The 26,023-nt window shown below is 70.3% G+C and carries 21 protein-coding genes and 3 pseudogenes; 13 read left to right on the forward strand and 11 right to left on the reverse strand.

The genetic code is table 11. The features are described from left to right. Positions 1–290: 290 nt before the first annotated feature. Positions 291–4,493: a trypsin-like peptidase domain-containing protein gene (locus tag AB0M76_RS32180; RefSeq protein WP_365956275.1), complete on the reverse strand. Its 4,203-nt coding sequence runs from the start codon at positions 4,491–4,493 to the stop codon at positions 291–293. Between the two features lie 56 nt (positions 4,494–4,549). After that, a complete protein-coding gene (locus tag AB0M76_RS32185; RefSeq protein ID WP_365956276.1) occupies positions 4,550–4,957 on the reverse strand; it encodes a CU044_2847 family protein in 408 nt (135 codons plus the stop codon). A 381-nt stretch (positions 4,958–5,338) separates the two neighbouring features. Between AB0M76_RS32185 and AB0M76_RS32190 the strand changes: the two genes are divergently transcribed. After that, the gene (locus AB0M76_RS32190; RefSeq protein WP_365956277.1) at positions 5,339–5,536 is read left to right on the forward strand and encodes a hypothetical protein; all 198 of its coding nucleotides are present in this window, start codon (positions 5,339–5,341) and stop codon (positions 5,534–5,536) included. Positions 5,537–5,900: 364 nt separating this feature from the next. On the opposite strand, the gene AB0M76_RS32195 is transcribed toward AB0M76_RS32190, so the two are convergent. From AB0M76_RS32195 to AB0M76_RS32210, 4 genes are all read right to left on the reverse strand, one after another. Further along, the gene (locus tag AB0M76_RS32195; RefSeq protein ID WP_365956278.1) at positions 5,901–6,683 is read right to left on the reverse strand and encodes an oxidoreductase; all 783 of its coding nucleotides are present in this window, start codon (positions 6,681–6,683) and stop codon (positions 5,901–5,903) included. Between the two features lie 77 nt (positions 6,684–6,760). Further along, on the reverse strand, positions 6,761–7,339 hold the full coding sequence (locus AB0M76_RS32200) for a TetR/AcrR family transcriptional regulator (RefSeq protein WP_365956280.1): 579 nt from the start codon (positions 7,337–7,339) through the stop codon (positions 6,761–6,763). 149 nt (positions 7,340–7,488) lie between these two features. Further along, positions 7,489–8,190 (reverse strand): 2-phosphosulfolactate phosphatase, encoded by a 702-nt coding sequence (locus tag AB0M76_RS32205; protein WP_365956281.1) that lies wholly within the window; start codon positions 8,188–8,190, stop codon positions 7,489–7,491. Positions 8,191–8,294: 104 nt separating this feature from the next. Beyond that, entirely contained in the window at positions 8,295–8,882 is a 588-nt protein-coding gene (locus AB0M76_RS32210; RefSeq protein ID WP_365956282.1) for a TetR/AcrR family transcriptional regulator, read from the reverse strand. Positions 8,883–9,163: 281 nt separating this feature from the next. Here AB0M76_RS32210 and AB0M76_RS32215 point away from each other — a divergent pair, with 281 nt between their 5' ends. The 7 genes and pseudogenes from AB0M76_RS32215 to AB0M76_RS32245 all read left to right on the forward strand — a co-directional run bounded on the left by AB0M76_RS32215 (position 9,164) and on the right by AB0M76_RS32245 (position 16,471). Next, complete coding sequence (locus AB0M76_RS32215) at positions 9,164–10,822, forward strand: ABC-F family ATP-binding cassette domain-containing protein (protein WP_365956283.1); 1,659 nt, start codon at positions 9,164–9,166, stop codon at positions 10,820–10,822. 59 nt (positions 10,823–10,881) lie between these two features. Continuing rightward, positions 10,882–11,814 (forward strand): virginiamycin B lyase, encoded by a 933-nt coding sequence (locus AB0M76_RS32220; RefSeq protein ID WP_365956284.1) that lies wholly within the window; start codon positions 10,882–10,884, stop codon positions 11,812–11,814. Positions 11,815–11,855: 41 nt separating this feature from the next. Then, a pseudogene (locus AB0M76_RS32225) lies at positions 11,856–12,059 on the forward strand (TetR/AcrR family transcriptional regulator); the annotation flags it as partial. A gap of 435 nt (positions 12,060–12,494) precedes the next feature. Next, positions 12,495–13,997, forward strand: a complete 1,503-nt coding sequence (locus AB0M76_RS32230; RefSeq protein WP_365956373.1) for an MFS transporter — start codon at positions 12,495–12,497, stop codon at positions 13,995–13,997. Between the two features lie 431 nt (positions 13,998–14,428). Beyond that, positions 14,429–14,875: an SRPBCC domain-containing protein gene (locus AB0M76_RS32235; RefSeq protein WP_365956285.1), complete on the forward strand. Its 447-nt coding sequence runs from the start codon at positions 14,429–14,431 to the stop codon at positions 14,873–14,875. Further along, a complete protein-coding gene (locus AB0M76_RS32240; protein ID WP_365956286.1) occupies positions 14,872–15,228 on the forward strand; it encodes a metalloregulator ArsR/SmtB family transcription factor in 357 nt (118 codons plus the stop codon). Before AB0M76_RS32235 ends, AB0M76_RS32240 begins: the two co-directional genes overlap by 4 nt. 85 nt (positions 15,229–15,313) lie before the next feature. Further along, on the forward strand, positions 15,314–16,471 hold the full coding sequence (locus AB0M76_RS32245; protein ID WP_365956287.1) for a CapA family protein: 1,158 nt from the start codon (positions 15,314–15,316) through the stop codon (positions 16,469–16,471). 424 nt (positions 16,472–16,895) lie between these two features. Here AB0M76_RS32245 and AB0M76_RS32250 read toward each other — a convergent pair. The 3 genes and pseudogenes from AB0M76_RS32250 to AB0M76_RS32260 form a co-directional block, all read right to left on the reverse strand. Next, positions 16,896–17,342 (reverse strand): annotated as a pseudogene (locus AB0M76_RS32250) (RNA polymerase sigma factor); the annotation flags it as partial. A 230-nt stretch (positions 17,343–17,572) separates the two neighbouring features. Further along, positions 17,573–18,043 (reverse strand): hypothetical protein, encoded by a 471-nt coding sequence (locus AB0M76_RS32255; RefSeq protein ID WP_365956288.1) that lies wholly within the window; start codon positions 18,041–18,043, stop codon positions 17,573–17,575. A gap of 188 nt (positions 18,044–18,231) precedes the next feature. Beyond that, positions 18,232–19,209: a GNAT family protein gene (locus AB0M76_RS32260; protein ID WP_365956289.1), complete on the reverse strand. Its 978-nt coding sequence runs from the start codon at positions 19,207–19,209 to the stop codon at positions 18,232–18,234. Positions 19,210–19,261: 52 nt separating this feature from the next. Here AB0M76_RS32260 and AB0M76_RS32265 point away from each other — a divergent pair, with 52 nt between their 5' ends. Further along, positions 19,262–19,894, forward strand: coding sequence for a TetR/AcrR family transcriptional regulator (locus tag AB0M76_RS32265; protein ID WP_365956290.1), 633 nt, complete (start codon positions 19,262–19,264; stop codon positions 19,892–19,894). A gap of 104 nt (positions 19,895–19,998) precedes the next feature. Next, the gene (locus AB0M76_RS32270; protein WP_365956291.1) at positions 19,999–20,331 is read left to right on the forward strand and encodes an Lrp/AsnC ligand binding domain-containing protein; all 333 of its coding nucleotides are present in this window, start codon (positions 19,999–20,001) and stop codon (positions 20,329–20,331) included. Positions 20,332–20,529: 198 nt separating this feature from the next. Here the strand turns inward: AB0M76_RS32270 and AB0M76_RS32275 are convergent, their stop codons facing one another. Next, positions 20,530–21,465, reverse strand: coding sequence for a LysR family transcriptional regulator (locus AB0M76_RS32275; RefSeq protein ID WP_365956292.1), 936 nt, complete (start codon positions 21,463–21,465; stop codon positions 20,530–20,532). 134 nt (positions 21,466–21,599) lie between these two features. Here AB0M76_RS32275 and AB0M76_RS32280 point away from each other — a divergent pair, with 134 nt between their 5' ends. The 3 genes and pseudogenes from AB0M76_RS32280 (at position 21,600) to AB0M76_RS32290 (ending at position 23,782) form a co-directional block, all read left to right on the forward strand. Beyond that, on the forward strand, positions 21,600–22,844 hold the full coding sequence (locus tag AB0M76_RS32280; protein WP_365956293.1) for an MFS transporter: 1,245 nt from the start codon (positions 21,600–21,602) through the stop codon (positions 22,842–22,844). A gap of 236 nt (positions 22,845–23,080) precedes the next feature. Next, positions 23,081–23,428: pseudogene (locus AB0M76_RS32285) on the forward strand (PAS domain-containing protein); the annotation flags it as partial. Continuing rightward, positions 23,420–23,782, forward strand: a complete 363-nt coding sequence (locus AB0M76_RS32290; RefSeq protein WP_365956374.1) for an SDR family NAD(P)-dependent oxidoreductase — start codon at positions 23,420–23,422, stop codon at positions 23,780–23,782. The pseudogene AB0M76_RS32285 and the gene AB0M76_RS32290, both read left to right, overlap by 9 nt. Positions 23,783–24,263: 481 nt before the next feature. Here the strand turns inward: AB0M76_RS32290 and AB0M76_RS32295 are convergent, their stop codons facing one another. Continuing rightward, the gene (locus AB0M76_RS32295; RefSeq protein ID WP_365956294.1) at positions 24,264–25,958 is read right to left on the reverse strand and encodes a DUF885 domain-containing protein; all 1,695 of its coding nucleotides are present in this window, start codon (positions 25,956–25,958) and stop codon (positions 24,264–24,266) included. Positions 25,959–26,023: the final 65 nt, after the last annotated feature.

Here is a 26,023-nt window from a genome sequence, read left to right on the forward strand (position 1 = left end):
GCTCCAGCCTTGCCCACTGTGCATCCGTCAGATCTCCACGCGCCACACCATGATCATCACCGATCAAGATCCACTTTCGCAACAGACCCTAGTACCGCGCAGGGTCGGCTGGGTGGGGCTGATGCGCCACCACGACCGCATCGACGGGCGTGCTGCCGCGCACGGGGCGCCGAGGTGCTGGGCCCGAAGACCGCAAGATCCGGCAACAACAGCTCCGTCCGCGCCCACTGCGGGGCAGGCAACGACGCGACCGGACCGACGATCGGATGAACCGGAAGGGGCTCTCCGGATCAGGGAGCCGTACAGACCGGGTGCTCTGAGGGCTTTACCGGGAGGCTGCCCCGTTCCTCGGCCGTGAACTCGCGGTAGCCGATGATGCTGCACAGTTCGCGCTGCCACAGGTCGGGGTCCAGGACGAGGGGCCCGCCTTTGCCGTCGGCGTCCGCGTAGATGACCGTACGGCCGTCTTGGGAGACGTCCATGAACGAGAACCTGCCCTGGGACAAGACACCCCTGCCGTTGTCGCCGGGGCGGCCGAAGACATACGTGTCGCGGATGGTGCGCTGGGCAATGTCAAAGATCTGCACCGACCCGTTCGCAGCCATCAAGAAGGTGCCGTCACCGTCGATGAATGCGCCGGCCACCGGAGTCTCGCCGCTTTCCGAGACGCTGCGCAGCGGGCTGATCTGTTTGCGGGCCGGTTCGCGTTGCCACAGCTCCAGATGGCTCTGGCCGCGGGACAGTGCGAAGTACCGGCCGCTGGGGTCGAAACGGATGAAGACGGCGTCGGCGGCTGTCCGTACGGTCGTGACCGTGCTGCCCGTCACGATGTCGACGATGCGGACGACGGGATCGTCAAGGACGAGTACGGCGACCTGGTTGGGCGCTGGAAAGGCTGTGACGACCACCTGCGGGATGCCCTTGCCCTTGCTGTCGTTCCTGGGGTGGAAGACGGCGGTGTCGAACTGCGCGAGCTGCCGGCCCGTACGCGGATCCCACTGCTGGATCTTGGTACCCGAGAGGGTCACGAGGTGGTTGTCCATGTCGAAGAAGAAGGTGAAATCGAGGTCTTTGGGATCTCCCGAGGGTGGCATGGCAGCAGTGATCCGGACCACCTGCCGGAGGTCGGATACCGTCCTGACGGAGATGGTGTTCTTGCCGTCGCGGTCGGCGAACAGCGTGCCGTCGCGGGTCTGCCGCAGGGGGCTGTTCTTGGTGTCCCAGAAGGGTTCGGGGCGTGGGACCTCGGCGAGCAGCTGGTCGCCGGGTGTGCGGCGCAGTTGCAGGCGTGAGCCGTCGCCCAGGACTGTGATCGTCTTGGTGGCGTCGGCAGTGAGTACCTGCTGGGCGACATCGAGGACCGCGACGGGTTCCGATATTTCGGTGTAGGTGATGCGTGCGTCGGACCAGCCGACGGCAGTGAACTTGCCGCCGGCGGATTTCAGACCGTCGATGTGGACGTACGACCCCTTCGGTCCCGCAGCCTCGGCAGCGACGGCGCCCCGGTCCAAGTCCACCAGCCTCAGTACCGACGAGCCGAGGAGCACCTTGGATCCGGATCCGTCGACGCCCCCGATGAGGCAAACGGACGATTTCGTTCGGTACGGGCGTCCCAGCGGGGAGCCGTCCGAGATCCTGCGGAGGTGGTAGACCATATCCTCCTCCTCCGCGTTGCAGACCACGACCGCCGTCCCGTCGCCGGAGGGTTCCGCGCCACTTGCCTGGTCCACCACGGTCCGGGCCGTACCCGTGGCCATGTCGATGGCCTCCAGTCCGGCCGTGTTGTTGAAGGTACCGACCAGGAAGGAGTGGCCATCCGGACCGAAGCGCAGCAGAGTGCTCATGTAGTACGGGGCGGGTACGGTGCCGCCGACGGCACCGCTGTCCAGGTTCCACCAAACCAGCCGGCCCGTCCCGGTGGACGACCCTGTGCCGTTCATCACCCGGGTCGCGATCATCCGGCCATTCGCCGAGAAGGCTGCCCGGCTGCCGCCGTGCGAGTCCGGGCCCATCCCGTCGACTTTGGGAAGCTCGTGGAGGGGACCGGCGATCGTGCCCCCGGTTGCGCTGATGTCGAACCACAGGAGGGTGCCGTCGCGTCGGACGAGCGCGCCCCGCCTGCCGTCCGCGGACACCTGGGCATCGTCCAGTTTCAGGTCGGCCGCCACTTTCTCGCTGCGGACCTGGCCGTTCAGTGCGTGGACGAAGACGAACGCCCCGCCGAGATCCGAGACGGCGATCACGACGTTGCCGTCCATGCTGGTGCGGATCCAGCGGATCGTCCCCGGCACGCCGGACAGTTCACGTGTAGAGCTCGAGTACGCGATGTACTGCTGCAGCAGCTCGTTGCGTGCCTCCTGCGTGGGGGAGGTCTTGTACGCCGCCAGGGCAAGCATCGCCGAGAGCGTCGCGTCGTAGGGTTTCTCGCTCTGTGCCATCTGGGTCAGCCCGCGGGAGAGAGCCAACGTCTTCTGCTGATGGCCCTGTTCCTGGGCGGAGAAGAAGAGACTTGCGAGGACCAGCGCGAGGGCAACGACTGTCCCGATGCCGGAGAACAGCGCCTTCCGCTTGCGGTTTCGTGACCGGAACTGCGTTCGCCCCAGATCCAGATAGTCGCGTTCGACCTCGTTCAGATCGGTGCCGCGCTCGCTCAGCCAGCGCCGGGCAGTATCCAGCGCGATGGCTGTGGGCAGCAGCTCCACGGCGCGCTCGCCACGCTCCCAGCGTTCCCGGTCGTGCCGCAGTGTTTCCCGCCAGACCAGGAAGGAACGGTCTTCCGCGGCCCATGCGCCCAGCTTGCTCCAGCCGGTGATCAGCGACTCGTGGGAGAGTTCGACCGTCTCGGAGCCTTCGGGGCTGCGGCCGGCGACCAGCAGCCGGGTGGCGGCGAGCCGCTGGGCAATCTGCCACTCCTCCTCGCCCAGCTCGCTCCGCAGCGCCGTCCGGCGTGTGGCGGCTGCCGATTCGAGCGGCACACGGATGAGCTGGGTGAAAAGGCTCCGGGCGGCCGGTTCGTCTTCCGGATCGACCTGCTCCGCCCAGACCTGGTCGGCATAGGCCCCGAGCGCGCCGGGGACGCCGCCGAGTTGTTCGTACGCCTGATGCGTCAGGGCCCCGCCGCCCTGCCGCTGCCACAGCAGATCCAGGGTGAACCCGAGGAGTGCCAGGGCACCCGGCTCGCTGCTGGTGTCGGCAAGGATGCGGTCGACCAGGTGGGGTTCGTAGTGCACCCCGGGGATTGCGTCGACGGGGGCCGTGACGATTTCCCTGAGTTTTCCGCTGCTCATCGGCCCGAGCGCGTAGACCTGTCGGCTGAGGACGTGCCCGAGGCGGGGGTGGGCGAGGGCCGCCTCCAGGAAATCGGCGCGCAGCGTGGTCAGCACCCTGACCGTGGTGGGCAGCGCCTCGTCGAAGAGGACCTCGGCGAGATCGTCGACGGCCGCGGGGGCGAGTGCGAGCAGCTCCTCGAGCTGGTCGACCAGGACGAGGAACCGGTGGCCCCCGTGCAATTCGAGCAGGCGGCGCACCGTGTCGGCCAGGCCGTGTCCTCGGAGCAGGCCGGCCATGTCGGGAATCCGTTCGAGCCGTTGCGTCTCGGACAGTTCGGGCTCGAGCAGCGGCAGAAGCGCGGCCGCGAGGGCCGAAAGCGGGTTTCCGCCGGAAGCAGGACGCAGGACCACGGCGATGTTGCCGGTCGCTCGGATCCGCGGGAGGACTCCAGCCATCGCCAGCGAGGACTTGCCGGATCCGGAGGGCCCGACGACGGTGGTCCACCGGTTGCGAGCGAGCATCGCGACGAGTTCGGCGGTCTCGGGCTGTCTGCCGTGGAAGACCGGCGCGTCGGCCTCCTGGAACGGTGACAGGCTGCGGTACGGCGAGGGCGGAAGGACGAGATCCCGCAGCTCCGGCACCGACGACAGCAGTCCGGCGGTGGGGATCAGGTAACTCGCCGCAGGATCGCCGGCCTCCGCCACTGCCATCATGCCGACCACGCCGGCGAGCTTGTCGTCCCAGACGGGCCCGCCGCTGAAGCCCCGCGAGACCCGGTAGCCGTTGGCGGCCACGTCGACCTGTACCCAGCCGTTGGCCTGCCGGGCCCGCAGCACGCCGGAATGCCATACCCCGCCAGGGCGGCCGGAGGGAAAGCCGAAGGCGCGTGCGGGATGGCCCCACACGTCCTGAGCTTCGACCAGCCGGAGGGGATGCGAGCCGGGCAGCGGCGCGCTCAGCCGGAGTACAGCCACATCCCCGGTACCGGAGGATTGCTGTGGCGGCAACCACAACTCGACGCTCGCCGTTGTACCCGGCCCGTCCACCGCGGCCGGCGGCTGCAGAGGCAGGCCGATGCCGAGCCGGGCGGAGGCGTCCGGCTCGACATCCTCGGGAAGGCCCAGCGCTGCAGAGACCACGTGCGCGCAGGTGAGGGCCAGATCCGCGGCGACCAGGAAGCCGAGGCCCACGGTGTCGCCACGCCCGTCACGGATACGCAGCACGGCGGCGTCGAAAGCCCTCGGCCCCGCCGCCCCGACGGCATCAGGGGGCAGCGAGATCACTGTGCCGGGCCTGCGGACGCGGCGGGCTCGGCGGGCTCGGCGGGCTCGGCCGAAGGGGAATCGGAGTCGGTGGGCGGCGATTTGTGCCAGGTCAGCGACACACTGAAGTTGGCCTCGGCCGCCGTGCTGGAGATCACCACATCGGCCTCGGCGGAAAGCGACAGCCCGAATTCGACCACGATCTCGTCGGGCGCGTCAGCCATGCCGCGAAAGCTCTCGACGAACCGCTGCGCGACCGGCCGGACCCCGGCCAGCATCTCCCCCAGAGACCGCGTGGCCCGGGCCACGACCTGACCCGGTCGAGCGACCTGGACCAGCCCCTCCCCCGCCTCCGAGATCTCCACCCTCACCACATCGGACGCCTCGCCCGCCGCGCCCACAGGTAACTCCACCAGAAACGACATGCCCGTCCCTTCGCACGGGCCCCGTCCCCTCCGCGTGAGCCCCCCGCTCTCTTTACCTCAGCAGCCGCGCCCGGTGAACCCCTTTGCACCACCGAATGGCAACAACTGGCCCTGGAAAGACCGGCATGCGATGCAGCCGACCAGGCCGGTGACCGACAGCCGAACGGTCGTGGCGGACGAGCTCGGCAACGAGGTCGTCGGGTCTGAGGTCGCTCACGATGATTGTCCTTCGGGCTTGGTGATCTATTCGGACGCTGTCAGGGTGTCTTCATCACTTCATTCGCAGGGGGTGGTGAACTGCCCGCCGCTGTACAGGACGCGGATTCTCCGTCCTGGGCTGTACGCGCGGCAGCCGGGCGCCGGCTCGCCGCCGCCGCGGAGGTGCCGGAGATCGCAGAGGTCCTCCAGCGGCTCCTGCTCGACGCCTACGACACCGGAGTGGTCCAGGAAACAGCGGAAGCTCTTCTCCAGCGGAGGGACATGTGGGGGTTGCGGGCCGTGTTGGCGGCCCTGGCCCGCGCCGTGGACCTCTCGGTCGCGGACCAGCTCGCCGCCGAAGTCGACTGCGACCCTCGCTGACTGTCCGGCGAACCCGGCGGGAATGAGCTCTTCCAGCAGCTGCGGGTACTGGCCACGGACACGGATGAGGGCGTACGTGAGGAGGCCCAGCGGTTGCTGGCCAGGCTGTTCACGCCATAACGGCCAACCACCGAATTCGGGCGCAGGGCCACTCCGCTGCCGCGAACGACGGCCGACACCCCCGGCGTCTGTGATGCCGAGGCTCTCCGCGTGCCAGGTTCGTCAACTTCGGCTGGGACAACGGCAACTACAGGCAGATGGAACGCTACGCTGAGATCAGCGATTTCCGATGGGAGGGTGGGGACACCACCACGTCGCCCTCACCCCGCGAGGCTCGGGCTGGCTCCTCGGTGTGACCGCTGGGTCAGAGGGTCTTTACCGTGCCGCCGTCGATGACGTAGTCCGCGCCGGTGATGTTGCCGGCAACGTCAGAGAGCAGGAACGCGATCAAGGCGGCAACCTCCTGCGGTTCGGTGATGCGTCCGGTAGTGATGCTGAAGGCCTCCGGTATCTGCTGCAGGAACGCGCCATGCTCGGCCCCGGCGCCGGCTGCCACCTTTCCGCCGAAGCCGTCGGGGTCTTCCCAGATGGTCGTGCGAACGACTCCGGGAGAGACGGTGTTGACGCGCACTCCCTGAGGGCCGAATTCCTCGGCCAAGGACTTCCCGAGTGCTGCGAGGGCCGCCTTGGCCGCGCTGTAGGCGACCGGACCGGCGGCGGGCAGCCGGGAGTTGATGGACGAGACGTTGACGATCGCTCCGCAGCGCTCGATCAGGCTGGGCAGTGCCGCGCGGCTGGCGCGGACCGCGCTGAGGAGGTTGAGGTCGAAAATGCGGGTCCACTGGGTGTCGTCGGTGTCGAGGAAGCCGACGGGCTCCACATCGTCCCCGGCTCCGACGTTGTTCACCAGCAGATCGATGCCGCCCAATTCCGCGAGGGCGCTGTCCATGAGGGTGGCAACACCCTCGGCGGTACTCAGATCCGCCGACACGGCGAGTGCTCCGGTTTCCTTCAGCTCGGGCGTGATGGTGCGGGCGGCCCCCATGACGCGGACGCCTTCGCCGATCAGCGTCCGGACGGCAGCCAGCCCGATGCCTCGGCTGGCGCCGGTGACGACAGCCGTCTTGGAGGTGAGGTTGAGATCCACGATGCTCCAGTTTTTTACCTATGAGTACAGAATTTGGGCAGAAGAGGCCCCTGGCCCGGCAAGTGCCGCGGCCCCAGTCAGAGGGAGTCGATCACCGCGTCGATCACTCGGTCGAGCCGGTCCGGCCCTTCGGCGACGCGCGCCATGAGCCGCATGCCCACGACGGTGTTCAGCAGAAGGCTCCCCAGTGCAGCAGGGTCGCGCGCGGGTGCAATTTCTCCCGCCCGCTGGCCTTCCTCGATCAGCGCCCGGAAGGCACCCTCGGTGCGGTCGAACATGCGGCGGACGAGCGCGGTCGCCATCTCGTCGACCCCCGCGAGTTCTGCCGCAGCGTTCACAGCCATGCAGCCCCGGCGGTCCGGGTCCGCAAGGTCCATCTCGGCAAGGAACCTCAACACCTTACGGAGACGCACCTTCGCCGGGCCGGACTCCTCGAGCATCCCCACGAGAGCGAGGGCCTGACCGTCGCGATAGCGGCGGAGCGCCTGCTCGAACAGAGAGTGCTTGCTGCCAAAGGTGTTGTAGAGACTGCCCTTGCCGATGCCGAGCGCGTCCACCAAGTCCTGCGGAGTGGTAGCGGCATACCCCTTCCGCCAGAACACCTCCATAGCCTGGTCGACAGCGATCTCCGGATCGAACTGCTTGGGCCTCGCCATGATCGGAACACTAGCACCTTTCTTGACCTGTAGGTCAAGAACAGGGGGTTCGTCAGCTGCTTTTCGATCCATACCAGAGCCCGACCGGCTGCCAGCGGCATGCCTCCCGCACGGCCTGCCGCCCGAGGGCGTGACGTACTGCTACACCATCAGATCGATGCCTCGTCGGTCAGCGAAGGCACGGCGCACGGGCGGAGGATCATGAGCGAGTCTTCCAAGGTCGCCACCATGGCAAAGGGGAACCGGTCGAGCTCAAGACAGAGTGCGACGTCATCAGGATGGACTCCTTGACGCACACCCTCCGCCAGCTCGTAGGCGGCGCGCGATTCGCCGGCGCGGCGGAGGAAACCAGCTGCATCCGTCCCAGCCTCGGTGGCCCTCCGAGCGATGTATTGAGCGCATGCCAGATCTTCATCGGCGCGCCCATCTTCGCCAGTGACGACGAACGTGACACTGCCACACTCGCGTGTCCGCAAGAGCCGGGCCGTTGCCTCCGCCACCACGAAGCCGGCGCACAGCACCAGCGACGCCTCCTTCACCGCAAGGGCGCCGACCGTCCCTGCCGTGGTCTTCTGCACAACGGTCCGTCCGCCAAGGTCAATGGATCGCAGCAGGCCTGGCGAGTTGACGGCGTCGAACCCGGGCGCGGGCGGACCGTCCTTGAGCGCCACCCAACCCTGGTGGCGGGCCTTGAGCGCCAGGGCTTCGTCCAGCGACTCGGCAAGAACGATCTTGTCCGCCCCCTGGGCAAAGGCCCAGGCAGCCACTGTGAAAGCACGCATGACGTCGACCACGACCGCCACGGACGGGGCTTCTGCCAGCTCAGGGATACCAAGGAAACGAGCGTCCATCCGGCCATGATCGCGCATGCCCGACCCGAAGCGCCCAGACGGTCGTACGCATCACATCGACGGTCTCGGAATGCAACACCCCCGGAGCAGGGGCCTTCGCCGCGTCAAGCCACGGACGGCGCGTCCGGGGCCCGCGTGAAGACCCCCGCGGCCGCCGCGGCCCGGGCGGCGCAGGCCGCACGGCGCGGCAGGGCGGGATCGGGGGCAGCCCGCAGCAGGAGCAGCTCCTGGTAGAGCGGGGCCGTGGCCGCCACCAGCAGGGCCCGCGCGTCCGGACCGGGCGGGACCTCGCCGCGGTCCACTGCCCGGGCGACAACCGGTGCACAGCGGGCGTAGCGGCCCTCCCAGAAGCGGGTCAGCGCCCCCGCGGCTTCGGCGGAGCGGAAGGACGCGGCGATCAGCGCCGTGGTGAGGCTGCCGCCCGGGCCTTGGTGTCCCGGGTGCAGGGCGTCGTAGACCTCCTGGTTGAGCGCGGTGAGGTCGTCCTCCAGGGATCCGGTGTCGGCGGGCTCCCAGGTGTCGTCGGCCGCCGCGTCGAGGACGTCGGCCAGCAGTCCGCCGACGTCACGCCAGCGCCGGTAGACGGTGGTGCGGTGCACTCCCGCCCGTTCGGCGACGGCGTCCACGGTGAGCGCGTCGTACCCGGCGGCGACCAGGACCTCCCCGACGGCCGCCAGAACCTGGGCGCGCACCCGGGCACTGCGACCTCCGGTCCGGCGCCGGGTCCCGGCAGTTCCGGCCGACGCACCCGGTGCGGCCGGTGCGGCCGGAGCAGCCGGAGCAGCCGGAGCAGCCGAGGCGGCCTGTCCCCCGTCGGCGGGGCGGTCTGAAAGATCGCTTGCGGCTGACGTCGTCATCATGGCAACATCTTAAAGCAACTGCCGTCGCATTAAGGAGTTCACGATGCTCATCCGCATCCCGTCCACCGCCCGACCCGCCCTCCCCCTCGTCGCCCACGCTCAGGAGTTCCCGTATGACCGCAACCACCGCACAGCTCACCGCGCTTGACGTCACCAAGGCCTACGAGGGCCGTCGCGTCCTCGACTCCGTCAGCTGCTCCCTCCCGCCCGGCGGCCGGATCGGCATCGTCGGCGAGAACGGCTCCGGCAAGTCGACCCTGCTCCGCCTCTTCGCGGGCGTCGAGCGCCCGGACCGGGGCCGGATCATCGCCCGTGCAGACGGAGGCATCGGGTACCTCCCCCAGGAGGAGGAGCTGCCCGGGCAGCTGACCGTGCAGCAGGTCATCGACCGCTCCCTCGCCCAACTGCGGGCCATCGAAGCCGAGTTGCGCCGGATGGAGCAGCGCATGGCGGACGGCGCCGCCGAAACCGACCCCGCACTGCTCACCGCCTACGCCGACCTGCTGACCTGCTACGAACTCCGCGGCGGTTACGAGGCGGATGCCCGCGTCGAGCGCGCCCTGCACGGCCTCGGGCTGGTCCACGTTCCCCGCGACCGCATGGTCGGCGGCCTCTCGGGCGGCGAACGGGTCCGGCTGCGGCTCGCCGCCCTGCTGGCCGCCGCGCCCGAGGTCCTGCTGCTGGACGAGCCGACCAACCACCTCGACGACGTCGCCCTGCTCTGGCTGGAGGAGCACCTGCACAGTCGGGTGGGCACCACGGTCACCGTCTCCCACGACCGGCTCTTCCTCGACCGTGTCGCCACCGTCCTGCTGGAGGTGGACGGGGACACCCACCGCGTCGTCCGACATGGCAACGGGTACTCCGGGTACCTCGCGGAGCGCGCGGCCGACCGGCAGCGCCGCACCGAGGCCCATGCCGCCTGGCAGGCCGAAGTCGAGGCGCTGCGGGAGCGGGCGGCCGGCAGCGCCCGCAGAGTGGCGCCGGGCCGGGCCCGCAAGGACGGCAACAAGATGGCCTACGACCGGGCTGCCGGCAGGGTCCAGCAGTCCGTGGCCGGGCGGGTCCGCCAGGCCGGGGAACGGCTGGAGCGGCTGCTCGCCCACCCCCTGGCCGCGCCGCCCGAGCCGCTGCGCTTCACCGCCGCCCCGCGTGCGGGCCGGACGCGGGGGCTGCTGGTGTCGGCGGCGGCCCTGGAGGTCCAGGGCCGGCTGGCCCCGGTCGACCTGGCCCTCTCCGCCGGTGACCGGCTGCTGCTCGGCGGGCCCAACGGGGCGGGGAAGAGCACCCTGTTGGGCCTGCTGGCTGGGGAGGCCGCGAACGCCGGGCCACCGGCCCGCGGGCACCTCGTACGACGCGGACGGACCGGCTGGCTGCGCCAGTTGCCCGACCGCGGCCCGGCGGGCCGGAGCGTCCTGGCGGCCTTCGGGCACGGTCGGGCCGGCGGCCCCGACGACCATGCCGAACAGCTGCTCTCCCTGGGCCTGTTCACCCGCGACCGGTTGGACGTCCCGGTAGGCAGCCTCTCAGCCGGGCAGCGGCAGCGCCTGGCGCTGGCCCGGCTGGTGAGCGAGCCGTACGACGTCCTGCTGCTGGACGAGCCCACCAATCACCTCTCCCCCGCGCTGGTGGAGGAACTGGAGGCCGCGCTGGCCGGTTTCCCCGGCGCGGTGGTCGTCGTCAGCCACGACCGCATGCTGCGCTCGCGCTGGCAGGGGAGGCTGCTGGACCTCGAACCGGCTACGCGCCGCACGCCGGCCGCCGCCGCCTGACGCCCCGCGCCTGGCCCCCGCGCTTCTTCGCCCCGTCTCGCTCTGCCGAAAGGACCCCCATGCCCCGCGACGTGTCTCTCGCCTCCGGACGCTCCTTCCCCGTGGCCGATACCGCGTCAGGCCCTTACGCCCTGACCGCAGGCCCGGACGGAGCGCTGTGGTGCACCCTCGTCCACACCGGGCGCATCGCCCGCCTGGACCCCGACGGCCGGACACCCGTGACCGAGTTCCCCCTGGACTCGTCGCACTGCGGGCCCGCCCAGATCACCGCCGGACCCGATGGCGCGCTCTGGTTCACCCGCATGCGGGACGACAGGATCGGGCGGATCACCACCGACGGCACACTCTGCTCGTACCCCGTCCCCACACCGGGCAGCGGCCCGTACGGCATCACCACCGGCCCGGACGGGGCGCTGTGGTTCACGGGGCTGAACTCGGACCGGATCGGCCGGATGGAAGTGGACGGCTCCGTCCGGGAGTTCGGGCTGCCCGGGCTCACCGGCGCCTTCCCCTCCATGATCACGTCGGGTGGCGACGGCGCCCTGTGGTTCACGCTCAACCAGGCCCACGCCGTCGGCCGGATCACGACCGCGGGCGAAGTGACCGTCCGCCCCCTGCCGACCGCGACGGCCGGACCGGTGGGGATCACCGCGGGACCGGACGGCGCGCTGTGGTTCACGGAGATCGGAACAGGCCGGATCGGCCGGATCACGACGTCGGGGGAGATCACCAGTTTCCCGCTGCCTGATCCGCAGTGCCGTCCCCACGCGATCACCGCGGGCCCGGACGGCGCGCTGTGGTTCACGGAGTGGGCCTCTTCGCACATCGGCCGGCTGACCATGGCCGGGGAGCTGACGCGGTACCCGCTGCCCGCACGGGACTGCGAGCCCCACGGGCTGGCCTTCGGCCCTGACGGAGCCCTCTACACGGCCCTGGAGCGCGGGGACATCCTGCGGCTGGTCCCGGAGGTCGGGTGGCCGGGCGGCCACTGAGGCGGCGTCTCGTTCGGTACGGAACTCACATGCCCCGTAGCGCCCGCGAGGCCGTGAACGGCGTCCTGAAAAGCTGGCTGGTGTTCGTCCAGGTCCTCTGCGTCGACTGGCTCACCCACGAGACCTGCACCCGCAACCAGTTGCCCGACGTCTGCATCGGGGCGGTTCTCGGCGCCCTCCGGCCGCTCCTCGCCGAGGACCCAGCCCCCGGCTGGCCGCCACAAGGACCCGGCGGGGATGCCTGAAAGGTGTCGCAGAGGGCTTGGTTCGGGGCATTTCCGTGGCCACGTAATACCGCACAACCCTCATGATGCATCAGCTCGCCCCGCTGTTCGGGACCTCCCCGGCCACCGTCTGTCGGGCCATTCACCGCCTGCGACCACGATTGGCGCTGATTCCCGTCCGCCGCGCGGGACAGCATCGCCGCGTCGTTCCTGAACTCCACCGGATGGGGAGACTTCCGTCCCACCAGGACACCGTTCCTCGGACCTACGGATCCGTTTGTCAGAGTGTCCACACGAAGGGAGTCAACTCATCTTGTTACCGTTGTGCCCTTCTCGAAGTGGGCCGAACTCCCGTCAGGCTCTGGTCTCCGTCGCACGGAATCTACCGGAAGGGAATTCGTGAAGCGGCGACAGCAGTTTATGGGCGAGCATCACCGTTGGTGGGTCCTGGGCGTGATGACCTGCGCTTCGTCGATGATCGCCATCGATGCACTGGTGGTACTGGTCGCCCTTCCCACCATCCAGCGGAATCTGGATGCTTCGACCACCGGAGCGCAGTGGATCATCAATGCGTATCTGCTCGGTTTCGCCTGTACGAGCCCGCTCGGCGGACGCATCGCCGACGTCTTCGGGCACGAACGCGCCTTCCGCTTCGGAACCGTACTGTTCGTCGTGGCCTCGATCGCGGCGGGTCTGGCCCAGTCCGAGGCCTGGCTCATCGCCGCGCGCGCGGCCCAGGGGGCCGGTGCGGCAATCCTCCGGCCCGCCTCCCAGGTGCTCATCATCAAGGAATTCGACCGCGGGGAGCGGGGCCAGGCCATGGGCATCTCATCCAGCGTCTCCACTTTGCTGTACGGCACGGCTCCGCTGATCGGCGGCGTGTTGACGACGGCGTTCTCCTGGCGCGCGATCTTCTTCATCACCCCACCCCTGGGGATCGGCGCACTGCTCCTCGCGCATGTTCTGCTCACAAGCAAGCCACCACGGCGCGAACAAGTCGACTGGGCGAGCGCACCCTTGTTGATCGGCGGTCTGGTGTGTGTGGTTCTCTCGCTCATGCAGGCACGGTACTGGGGATGGTCCTCGGCGACCGTCATCTCGCTGCTCGCCACCGGAGCCGTACTGATGACGCTCCTGGTGGTACGCGAACTGCGACGTCCGGATCCGCTCATACACCTCGAGTTGTTCGCGAGCAAGGAGTTCGCGGTGGGAGCGGCGGTCATCTCGACGGTGCGTTTCGCGTTCGTGGGATTCGCGGTGTTCGGGGTCATCTGGCTTCAGGACGTCGTGGGAATGTCGCCCTTCGAAGCCGGTCTCGCCGTACTGCCGCTCACTCTCCCCACGGTTGTGTGCGCGCCTCTCGGCGGAAGGCTCTACGACCGCCTGGGGCCTCGCGTTCCCCTGGGAATCGGCATGAGTCTGTGTGTGGGCGCTCTGCTCGGTGCGGCGGTGGAGCTGCATCGGCAGAACTACGGCTGGCTGGTGCCTTTCTACTGCGCGATGGGCATCGGGATGGGGCTCTGCGTCAGTCCGGCCTGGGTCACCGCACTCAACGGCACCTCCACGCGGATGCGCGGCAGCGCGGCGGGGGTGTTGCAGACCGCCCGGGAGATCAGTGCAGCGCTGGGTCTGGCGGTCATGGGCGCGATCGTGGCGAATCTCCAGGGCGCGCGGCTGGGTCAGCTCCTCCAACAGGACGGCCGTATCCCTTCCGACCGCTTCGACCAGGTCGAGCGATCCATCGGGAAGACGGTGGCGGCGACACAGCAGGGGTCACCCTTGCCCGCCGGGATCCCCGCCGACCTGGTCCCGGCCCTCAAGGCTGCGGTCACCACCGCTGTCTCGGCCGCGTTCTACGTGGGCGCAGCCGTGATGGTCACGGCGGCCGCGGCGGTTGCCTTTCTCCCCCGGAAGGCGGAACTCTCCGAGTCGGGCCATGGCCAGGACGGTCCTGCGTAAGCAGCACGGTGCTCGCCGGCGCGAGAGAGGCGCCCGGCCGTTCCGAGGTGCTGCAGGTTGTGCTGAACGGTGGGCCGACCGGGGAATCGCCGCTGCGCGAATCGGCGCGCGCCTCACCTGCGGCGTGGCCGCCGTCTGCGAGGCAGGGAAGGTCGGCTCCCGAACGGGGGCACGACGCGGGTGCGCAGGCGGTCACGGTCGCGAGGACGCGCGGGGCCGGCTCGCTCCGTTGCCGGCCGGAGCGGGCAAGCCCCCGTTCAGGGGACCGGATCGGCCAGTGCGGTGCCGGTGTCCGCCGCGAAGCCCCCCGGGCACGCTCCCGCCGGCCCGGCTGGCACGAGCGCCCCAGACGCAACCTTCGGGTTGCACCTGAAACGCTGACGTGCAACCCTGGAGTTGCATCATTGGATCGCGGATGAAGGAGTTCCGTCATGAGCGAAGACCGGATCGAACGCGAAACCCTGATCGACGCACCCCTGGACCGGGTCTGGCCACTGGTGGCGGAGCCCGGCTTCTGGGTCGCCGACCCGGCGAGCCCGTCCGGCACCCCGGCCCGGGAGGGAGAGTCCCTCGTGGCGCGGAACGCCGAGTACGGCGATTTCCCGGTGCGCGTGGAGAAGGTCGAGCCCCAGACCTACCTGGCGTACCGCTGGGCCAGCGCGTTCCCGGGAGAGGAGCTGCGCGAGGACAACAGCACCCTCGTGGAGTTCACCCTGACCGCGGAGGGCGACAAAACGAGGCTCCGCGTCGTCGAGAGCGGATTCGCGGCCCTGGCCGGGCCCGAGGACCTGCGCGCCAAGGCCGTGAAGGACAACACCGGAGGCTGGCCCCAGGTGCTCGACGCCCTCAAGAAGCGCATCGAGCAGTCCTCCGCATGACGGACGAAGATCGCGGCGGGGCGGAGGGCGTCGACGGCGTCGACGGCGTCCTCGCCGCCCTGGCCGACCCCACGCGACGGCGACTGCTGGATCTGCTCGCAGCGCAGGGCGAGGCCTCCGCGACGGCACTCGCGAACCGGCTCCCCGTCTCACGCCAAGCCGTGGTCAAGCACCTCGCCGTGCTGGACGCCGCCGGTCTGGTTTCGGGCAGCCGGGTCGGACGCGAAGTGCGGTACGCGGTACGGCCCGCGGCACTGGACGCGACGGCCCGGTGGATGGCCGCGCTCGCCGCCGACTGGGACAGGCGCCTTGCACACATCAAGCGCATCGCCGAGTCGACGGAGGGGCACTGAGGCCTGCATGCCGGGGACGGCCGGGCCGGCAGTCGCCGGGACGACGCCTCGCCGGCCACCCGCACGAGCTCGTTAGCCTGGAGGGATGGGCGGTGAACTCGTGCAGCTGTTCCTCGCCGGGGACGTCATGCTCGGCCGCGGCGTCGACCAGATCCTTCCGCACCCCGGTGACGCTTCCCTGCCAGAGGCGTACGTCGCCGACGCCCTCACGTACGTCGAGCTGGCGCAGGCGGCGAACGGCCGGATTCCACGTCCGGCGCCCTTCTCCTGGCCCTGGGGAGAAGCGCTGGCCCTCCTCGACGGGGCCGCGCCGAACGCCCGGATCCTCAACCTGGAGACGTCCGTCACCCAGAGCGACGACATCGCCCCCGGCAAAGCGGTTCACTACCGGATGCACCCCGCCAACCTGCCCTGCCTGGCTGCCGCCCGTCCCGACGTCTGCGTTCTCGCCAACAACCACGTCCTGGACTACGGCCGGCAGGGGCTCGCCGAGACCCTCGACTCGCTCGCCGCGGCACGACTGCGGACGGCGGGAGCGGGCCGCGACCTCGATGAGGCGCGGCGGCCCTCGGTCGTCCCCCTCCCCGGGCGCCGACGCCTGCTGGTCTTCTCCCTGGGCATGGCGTCGAGCGGCATCCCCCACACCTGGGCGGCCACTGCGGGGCGGAGCGGAATCGATTTCTCCGACGAGGCCTCGGATGCGGCCGCGGCCGAGGTGGTGGGCCGCATCCGGCAGGTGAAACGCTCCGGCGACCTCGTGGTCGTCTCGATCCATTGGGGTCCCAACTGGGGCTACGCCGTCCCGGGCGATCAGATCCGGTTCGCCCACGCACTCGTCGACGGCGGGGCGGACGTCGTCCACGGGCATTCCTCGCACCATCCGCGTCCGCTCGAGGTGTACCGGGGGCATCCGGTCCTGTACGGCTGCGGCGACCTGATCGACGACTACGAGGGCATCGGCGGCCACGAGGAGTACAGGGACGATCTGCGGCTGCTGTACTTCGTCTCGCTGGAGCCGGACACCGGGCGGCTCGACCACGCCCGCCTCGTCCCCTTGCAGGCCCACCGGATGCGCCTGCGGCACGCCTCGCGCAAGGACGCCGGGCGGGTCCACGAGGTTCTCGTCCGCACCAGCCGCGCCTTCGGCACCCACATCACCCGCGCCCCGGAGGGAACCCTCACGGTCCACCCGCCGGGGCGAGGTGCACTCGGCCGTACGCGCCCCGATCCGGTGATCCCCTGACCAGGCGCTGACGCCCGGCACCCGACGCAGGCACCTCGCGTAGCGTTCGGCTCATGCACACCACCCTGACGGACACGCCCGATGCATCCGGGGCGACGAGGGCGGCCCGACGCCCGAGTGCGGAGCGCACGAGCACCACTGGATGTACTTCGCGGAGGAACTCACCTTCGCCGATGCCGAGGCGATCCTGGCCATGTTGCGCGAGCTCTGCCCGAACGTGGTCGACGGCCTCCTGCCCGTATGGGTCCGCAACCTCGCCCACCGGCTGATTCTCTTCCAGCGACCCGACGCTGATGCGGGTGGCCGCCCTCAACCTCGAGACACACGGCCCTTCCTGGGACGACGTCGCCGAGAACTCCGCGCCCGGGCGGACGCCCTTGACCCGGAGGGATCCCTGCCTTGGCGGCAGGCTCCGAGGCAGGGGCGCGGCGGCGGCCTCCGCGGAGCCGAGTCCGGACCAGACGCAGAGCGTGAAGACCTCCCGCTCGCTGCGCCGCAGCATGCCCAGCGCGCGCTGCGCGGCGGCCAGCTGGTCGGCGTCGGCGAGGCGGGCGACGAGCTCGTCGGCGAAGTCCGGCACCGTCTCCTTGGCGGGCAGCCGCCCGAGGGCACGCTGGTGCCGACGGGCGGCCCGCGTGGTGTTGCGCAGGACGTTCACGGAGATGCCCATGAGCCAGGGGCGCGGGCTGTCCCCCTCGTCGCGCAGCTTCGCGCGCCGCCGCCAGGCCTCCATGAAGGTCAGCGAGACGACGTCCTCGGCGACGGACCAGTCCCCCGTGACGCGTACGGCATGCCGGTGAACCAGCTGCGCGTGATCGCGGAAGATCTCCCGGAACGCCTCCGGTTCCCCGGCGCGTATCCGGGAGTGCAATGAGTTCACATCAGCAGTTGTCCGCCCGAGCAGGAGGGTTCCCGTGGCTCATGTCACATGGTGGTGGCTACCTGGTCCGCGGAAAGTCCTTCAACGGTCAGGTTGCCGGTCCACAGGTGGTCTCGGTCAGCTACGTCGCATCGAAGCGACCGTCGAAGCCGACCCGCTTGACCGGCGCGAGCACCCGAAGCCGTGCAAGCCTCCTGCGCTCATGAACCGGTGCGCCGCGGTCACTTCAGGCGGAAGCTGCACATGGACGCCTTGCCGTCCTGGTTGTCGGCGACCTTCTTGCCGTCGACGGTGATGACGCACGGCGCCGCCTTGAGCATGCCGTCGGCGGCCTGCACCGAACCCGGGACCACGGAGACCGTCGTGCCGATGCGCTTCTCGGCTTCGGTGGTGAAAGTGATCGTCTCCGTCTTCTTCCACGGCAGCGTCACCTGTTCGCCCTTGTTGGACGCCAGGTTGTAGTAGATCTGCGTGGTTCCGGAGCCGAGCACCTCCAGGGTCACCTCGTGGCTGACCTCGCCACCGCCCGAGGCCGGCTTGCCGGATCCCGACGGGCTGCTGCTCGCGGTGGCGGCGGGCTTGTCCGGAGCCGTCGAGCCCTTCGCGTCCTCGGACTTGCCCCCGCCGCCTCCGCATCCGGTCAGCAACCCGGCGGCCAGCACCAGAGCCGTACCCGTAACGATCTTCCGCATGGTTTCCCCTCGTTGGACGAAAGCCATGATCTTAACCAGGGCATTCGCGCCATACGACAACGGTTCGGGCCCGGGGCTCAGGGACGCCGGCGGGACGCGCGCGGCGGTCAGTAGCGCCGGCCTCCCTCACACCCCCACCCTGGGCATCCGAAGGCGCGAAACGGACCTGCCCACCAGGATCCGCACGGTCATTCGGCGACGGTGGCGGGTGCGTCGTCCCAGGCCAGGGAGGACATCTTCCATCCTGACGGGGTCCGGAGGAACTGGGTGGTCTTGTGGCCGGAGCCCTCGAACCACTTGCCGTTGTGGAAGCCGGACTTGCGGTATTCGCTGAACCGGTGCGCGATCGATCCGAAGATCTCGGTCCGCTCGGCGACTTCCCATTCGGAGAACTCCGTCAGCGTCCCGTCGGTCAGCATCTTCTGCCGTGGCTCGATGAACGCGTCGAGGTCGTAGATCACGGGCTCGTCCCCGACGTTCGCGATGATCCTGCCCTGCGGAATGAAGACGTCGCGGATGACGCCGAGGTCCGGCCGGCGGTCGCCGGTGTTGGTGAAGGCGCCGACGAACACGTCCATCAGCCGGTCCAGCTCTGCCTGGACGCCGGAGACGGGCACTTCCCCGAGAGGCGGCCATTCTTCGGAGAGGACTGACCAGACTTCGATGTCGTGCCGCACACCTCGGTACGAAGAATGCTGCCGCAGCACACCGTCGCGGGTCATGCCCAGCCGGCGCGCGACCTCGATGCTGCGGGTGTTGCCCGCCGCGGCCCACCATTCGACGCGGCTCATCCCGCGCTCCTGGAAGGCCCAGCCGATCAGTGACCGGCAGGCCCGGGCGACCAGGCCCCGCCCCTCCCCGGCCGACTCCAGCCAGCAGCCGATCTCACACACCCCGGAGGCGCTGTCGAAGCGGGTGAACATGACGCCGCCGACCAGTGTGCCGTCCAGCCAGATCCCGCAGATGCCGCCGGTGTCCGTGGCGAGGCGGTCGGCATATCGCTGGAGGGTAGCCGTGGCCGAGTCGAGGTCGGTGCTGAACGTCGCCCAGGGTATCCACGGGTCCACGGAGGCCCGGGCGCGGTCGATGTGGGCGAGGAACTCCGGTGCCTGCCAGGGCTCCAGGGGGCGGAGTTGAGCATGGTCGCCGAGCGGCAGGGTGAACATGGACGTCTCACTCTCTGGTGCGTAACGAGCATTCGGTACGTAGGATGGCAGTATGCCGCCTGCACCTGGAGACCGTGAAGCCCGCCGCACGGACGTATCCGAGGCTGTGTGGCACGTACTCGCAGCCAAGGGGTTCGGCGGGCTGACCCTGCGTGCCGTCGCCGCCGCGATGGAGGTCTCGACCGGGATGCTCATGCACTACTTCCCGACCAAACGGGCCCTGATCACACACGCCCTGGACCTGCTGGAGAAGCGCACCGCGGAGCGTCCCCGCCGCGCGCGTCCCGCCGTGGGCCTCGCCACCGTACGCGCCATGCTCCTGGACATCCTGCCGCTGACCCCGGGCGACATCGCGCGCAACCGCATCTGGGTCAGTTCCTGGGACCTCTCCCTCGCCGACGACGGGCTGACCGCGCAGCAGGCCGATCGCTACACCCGGCTACGCTCGACGCTCCGCCCCCACCTCGAGGCTGCGCGCGACCTCGGCGAGCTCTCCTCGGCAGCCGACCCGGACCAACTCGCCGCCGCTGTCGTCGCGTTCACCCATGGACTCGTCGTCCAGGCCCTGTTCGACCCCGACCGATTCACCGAGGACGTGCAGATCACCATGCTCGACGACTTCCTCGCCTCGACCGCGCTGCCCCGGTCCGCCGCCGACGGCAGCCGACCGGCCGCCGGCCGGTAGAGCGGCCCCCCTGGACTCCCTGTCCTGCCCGGCAAGGGGGCGCCGCCCTTGCGGGGTAGGTCGTCAGCCCTTGACGACCTTGTCGTATCGGCGCTCGGAGGGCAGTGGACCCAACGCATCCGCGGCTCACTGTACTGCTGTGGCTGGAGGTGGCACCGGCAGCGCTGGCCGAGGTGACGCAGTCGCTGTCACGGAACACCGCGGTCACCTTCGCCGCCGTCACCACGGGCCGGGCGTCGGTCTTCGCCATGGTCCAGTGCCGCGACACCAGCGCCCTGTACGAGTTCTTGGCCGACGAGCTGGCCGCGCTGCCAGGCATCGGGCGGGTGGAGAGCGCCCTGATCCAGCGACGCGCCAAACGGGCGGGGCCGCTCCTCCTGCCGCCGATGCCGCAACGGCCGGGAGAGCGCGCTCCGGGACGGGCCCAAGGTCGCTGACCCGACGAATCGGCGGGGGCCGCGCCTGGCTGGTATGCCGATGAAGCCCCCTTCCCCGCGCCCGCGCCCGCGCCCATGCCCGTCAAGAACCGGCCCGGATGGCCGACCGCCGGGCCGATGCAGTCCTGCGCCCACCAGTTCCGCGGGTCGGGCCGAGCAGCCGGACCGTGCCCACAGGGTCGCGGTGATCTGCGGCGTTCAGCGTGGAATCACCCAGCTCGGCGCCCAGCTCCCGGCGGCGTCGTGGGCGGCCGCCGTGCCGGCGAGGTGGGCGCGGAGGGTGGCCAGTGCTGGGTGGGGGTTGTCGCGGTGCCAAAGGAGCGAGTGCGGGTAGACGGGTGTCGGGTCGGTCACCGGGATGCGGCGCAGGCCGTGGTCGGCGGGCCAGACGAGCCGGGTGTGTTCGCCCATGAAGGTGGCCAGGGCCGGGGTGTCGGCGACGGTGTCGAGGAGCGCGTCGGAGCCGAAGTTGGGGCCGGTCGCCTCGATGGTGAGGCCGAACTCGGCGACGAGGGCGTCGTAGTAGGCGGCCCACTCGGTACCGGGGACGATGCCGGGCATCCAGATCCTGTGCCCGGCGAGCTGGGCGAGGGGCACCGACCGGGCACCCGCCAGCGCGTGGCCGGGGCCGGTGAGGAGCTGGAGCGGCTCGTCGAGGACCCGGACGGACTCGATGTCTTCGGGAAGGGGCCGGCCGGGTGCGGCGACGGCGCGGAAGGACGCGTCGATCTCACCGGACCGGATGGCGGCGACGGCCGTCTGGATGTCGAACAGCATGAGCACGTCGAGGTCGATCTCGGGGTGCGCGTGGTGGAAGCCCCGCATCAGGCCCGACGGCGCGACGCGCGAGGCGATCACGTCGACGCGCAGTGGACGGTGGCCGGTGCGCACGGACGCGGCCGCGCGTTCGGCGACGCGCAGCAGTTCGCGGGCGTGGGGCAGGAATGCCTGCCCGTCGATGGTGAGCGCGGCGCCGCGCGGGGTACGGGTGAACAGCCGCACCCCGAGGTTGCGCTCCAGCGCGGCGATGCGTTTGGAGACGGCCTGCTGGGTGACCGCCAGCTCGGCGGCTGCCTCCTGGAACTGCCCCGCGTCGGCGGCGGCGACGAAGGTCCGGACGGTGTCGAGGTCCATGCCGGTACCCTACGGCCACAACCATCGGTTGTGGCCGATGATCCTGCGGTTGTTTGATTCCTGACCGTGGTGCTCGCTTTGATGCTTCTGATCGCGGATCGGTTGTGCAGGCGAGGGGCATCGGACATGAGGACATGAGGAGCGGACAGCGGCTGGGGCGGCGGTTCGGGTGGCTCTGGGGTGCGTACGGGACCAGCGCGCTCGGCACGTGGCTCGCCTTCGGCGCGTTCCCACTGATTGCCGTCCAGGTGCTGCACGCCGGACCGGCCGAGGTCGCCGCGCTCTCCTCCGCAGGGGCTGCGGTGGGCGCGGCCGCGGCGGTGCCGCTCGGCCCGTGGGTGGAGTTCCGCCGCAAGCGGCCGGTGCTGATCGCGATGGACCTGGTGCGGTTCGCGGCGCTGCTGACGATCCCCACCGCGTTCGCGCTCGGCGTGCTCACCTTCGTCCAGCTTCTGCTGGTGTCGGTCGTCGTCGCGGCGGCCGACATCACCTTCCGGGCCGCCTCCGGCGCGTACCTGAAAAAGCTGCTGCCGGCCGAGGACCTGCTCGTCGCCAACGCCCGATTCGAGTCCACGGCCTGGACGACCACGATCATCGGACCGCCGCTGGGCGGCATGGCGATCGGGCTCCTCGGCCCGGTGGCAACAGTGGTGGCGGACGCGGTCAGCTATCTGCTCTCGGCCCTGGGCATCCGCGCGACAGGCGGGCACGAGCCCCAGCCCGAGCGCCCGGCGGCCACGCCCATGCGGGCCCGGGACCTGCTCGACGGCTGGCGGTACATCCTCGCCGACGCGACGCTGCGTCCGCTGTTCTTCAACACCGCCTTGTTCAACGGCCTGGTCATGGCCGCCCAGCCGCTGCTGGCCGTCCTGATGCTCGGCCGGCTCGGTTTCGCACCCTGGCAGTACGGCCTCGCCTTCGCCGCACCCTCGATCGGCGGGCTGCTCGGTTCACAGCTGGCCCGACCGCTCGTCATCCGGTTCGGACAGCACCAGGTCCTGGCCGTGGCAGGGACCCTGCGCGCGATCTGGCCCCTCGGCCTTGCCTTCCTGGGACCGGGCACCGGAGGGCTGCTGCTGGTGATGGGCGTCGAGGTCGGGCTCATCTTCTGCTGCGGGGTCTTCAACCCCGTCTACGCCACCTACCGCCTCGAACGCACCGCGACCGACCGGGTCACCCGCACGCTGTCCGCCTGGGCGGTGACGACCAAGGCCACGACCGCGCTCCTGACGGCCGGCTGGGGCGTACTGGGCGCCCTGCTCGGCCCGCGTACAGCCATCGGCCTGGCCGGCGTACTCCTCCTGGCAACCCCGCTGCTGCTCCCCCGCCGCTCGGCAGCGCTTCCCTCCGAGCCGGAACCGGCACCCGGCCGCACCTGACGGGCCACCGCAGCCGTCACCGCGACCGCTGCAGCCCGTGACACTCGCCGGGGCCTCCCACCCGGCCGGGCCAGGCACCCGGCGTGGCGTTGCTGCGACCGACCACCACGGGCGAGGGGCCGAGCCTGGCGCTCAGGCGGCCCTCCCACGTCCTGCCCAACGGATTCCCACGCTCTCATCACCCGGCTTCTATCGTGGGAACCACAAACGGCATCGAGCGCTGAGGCAGGCCGGCCATGGCGGAGGCGGATATCGACTACGCGGGAGTGTTCCAGGCACTGCCCGGCATGGTCGCGCTCCTGACTCCCGAACTGGTGTACGCGGACGTCAACGAGGAGTTCCTGCGGGTGTCGGGCCGGACGCGCGAGCAGCTGGTGGGCCGGTACCTGTTCGACGTCTTCCCCGACAATCCCGGCGGCCCCACCGCCACCGGCGCGCGGAACCTGCAGGCCTCACTCCAGCGGGTGCTCGCCACCGGCGAGCGGGACACGATGGCGCTGCAGCGCTACGACGTGGAGTCCGTGGAACGGCCGGGTGAGTGGGAGGAACGGTACTGGAGCCCGGTCAATGCACCGGTGCTCGGAGGTGAACACGAGCCGGAAGGTGGTGCCCATGTCGTCCTGGCCTGCCGCAGCCACGAGCGCGGGCGGGAGGCAGTGGAGCGGCTGCGAAGCGAAGTACCCGGTGCCCGCACCGAACTGCGCATGCTCGATCTCGCCGACTTGGAATCCGTCCGCGGTTTTGCCGAGGGCTGGATCCACGACCGGCTCGATCTCCTGGTGAACAACGCCGGCGTGGCCATGGTGCCATTCTCCCGGACGGCCGACGGCTTCGAGTCGAGCACCGATACCGAGCGTTGTTCACCTACCTGCAGTCCAAGCGGGCCAACCTCTACTTCGCCACGGAACTGCAGCGAAGGGCCGATGCCGCCGGGCTGAGGCTGCGCAGTATGGCGGTCGCCCCCGGACTCACACGCTCCAACGTGCTCACCGGCGGCGCCAACAGCACCCGCGGCCGCGCGTACGGGATCCTCACGCGCCTGCTCTTGCGCACCGCCTTCCGCCCCACGCCGGAAGGCGCCAAGACCTCGCTGTACGCCTCGACAGTCCCCAACCTGCCCGGAGGCAGCTACGTCGTGCCCGACGGGCCCTTCCAGCTCAGGGGCGAGCGAGCCCGTCCTGCGCAGCCGGGAACGTGTCATCCAGGACTCCGCCACGGCCCACCAGTTGTGGGCGCTCTCGGAAGATCTCACCGGAGTGCACTACGCGTTCCCCGCGAACCGATGTACGGGCTCGCGGCCTTGTTAGGCAGCAGCGGGGCGGGCGCCTGACGGGGGATCCTGGCGGCGCGCTCGGCAGACCGTCCCACTGCGCAGACTCACTGACAGGCGACAACCTCGAGCCGCGGCACGTTTATCCCTCAGAGCGCTGAAATCTCGCTCAGCAGGTCGTCCAGGCCCAGCGAGCCCTGCGACAGTGCGGCCATGTGCCAGGCCTTGAGGTCGAAGTCCGCGCCGTGCCGGGCTCGGGCCGCCTCGCGGCCCATGAGCCATACCCGCTCGCCGAGTTTGTAGCCGATGGCCTGGCCCGCCATGCCCAGATAACGGGTGACCTCGCTCTCGACGTAGTCGGCCGGGCGGCTGGTGTGACGGGCGAGGAACTCCTGAGCCAGCCCCGGCGTCCAGCGCTCGCCCGGGTGGAAGGGGGAGTCCTTCGGGATCTCCAGCTCAAGGTGCATGCCGATGTCGATGATGACGCGGATGGCCCGCATCATCTGCGCGTCCAGGTAGCCCAGCCGCCGCTCGGCGTTGGACAGGAAGCCCAGCTCGTCCATCAGTCGCTCGGCGTACAGCGCCCAGCCCTCGGCGTTGGCGTTCACGAGGCCCACGGTGGTCTGGTAACGGGAGAGGTCGTCGGCTACGTGCGCCCACTGGGCCAGCTGGAGATGATGACCGGGTACGCCCTCGTGGTACCAGGTGGTGACCAGGTCGTAGACCGGGAAGCGGGTCTCGCCCAGCGTCGGCAGCCAGGTGCGTCCGGGCCGGGAGAAGTCCAGCGACGGCTCGGTGTAGTAGGGGGCGGCGGCACTGCCTGGCGGGGCGATGCGCGACTCGACCCGGCGTACCCGCTCGGCCAGTTCGAAGTGGGTGCCGTCCAGCGTGTCGATGGTTTCGTCCATCAGTGACTGGAGCCACTGCCGGGTCTCCTCGACCCCCTCGACGGCCTCGCCGTGCCGGTCGCACCAAGCCAGCGCCTCCCAGGGGGTACCGGCCCCCGGCAAGACCCTTTCGGCCTCGGTGCGCATCTCGGCGAGCAGCCTGTGGAACTCGGTCCAGCCGTACGCGTAGGCCTCGTCCAGGTCGAGATCGGCGCCGTTGTGGTGACGGGCGAGACGGATGTAGCGCTCCCGGCCGACGACGTCGGGTGATCCCTCGACGGCCGGGGCATAGGTGCCACGGAGCCAGTCGCGCAGTTCCACCAGGCCGCCGGTGGCCACTGTGGCGGCCGTGGTGAGCTCGCCCCGCAGCCGCTCGGGACCGGGGTCGGTGAACTCCGCGAACCAGCTCCGGTCCGTACCGATCCACTCGGTCAACTGGCCGACGACGGCCGAGACCTGCCGCGGCCCTGCGGGCAGCCCGCGTGCGAGGCCGGCGTCCAGAGAGGCACGGTAGCCCGCCAGGGCGTCCGGCACGGCGCGCAGCCGTCGCGCGATCGCGGCCCAGTCCTCGTCCGTGTCCGTGGGGGTGAGGGTGAGGACGTCGCGGACCTGGTGCAGAGGTGAGTCGAGGTTGCTGACCGTACGCAGGCTCTCGCCTGCCTCGTCCACGTCGAGTTCGGCGGTGAGCCGCTCACGCAGCAGCCGGGCGCAGCGGCGCTCGGCGATGTCGCCCGCACCGGGAACGGCCTCTGCGGCGGCGAGCTGCCGCAGGGTCGTACGGGCGAGCTGGGCCACCGATTCCCGGCCCTCCGGCGAGAAATCGGGGAGTCGGCCGGAACTCTCGGCGACGCCGAGGAAGGTGCCGGCGATCGGGTCGAGTTCGACGAGGGCGTCGACATGGGCGCCTGCCACCTGACGGGGCAGCCGACCGTCGCTGGGATTGCTGGAGTTGGGCATTCGAGCCGTCCTTGTGCGATGCGTCTGCAGTTTCAGTGCCGCCGTGCCGGACATCTGGTCATCCT

Source organism: Streptomyces sp. NPDC051364 (assembly GCF_040682115.1).
Lineage (GTDB): Bacteria > Actinomycetota > Actinomycetes > Streptomycetales > Streptomycetaceae > Streptomyces.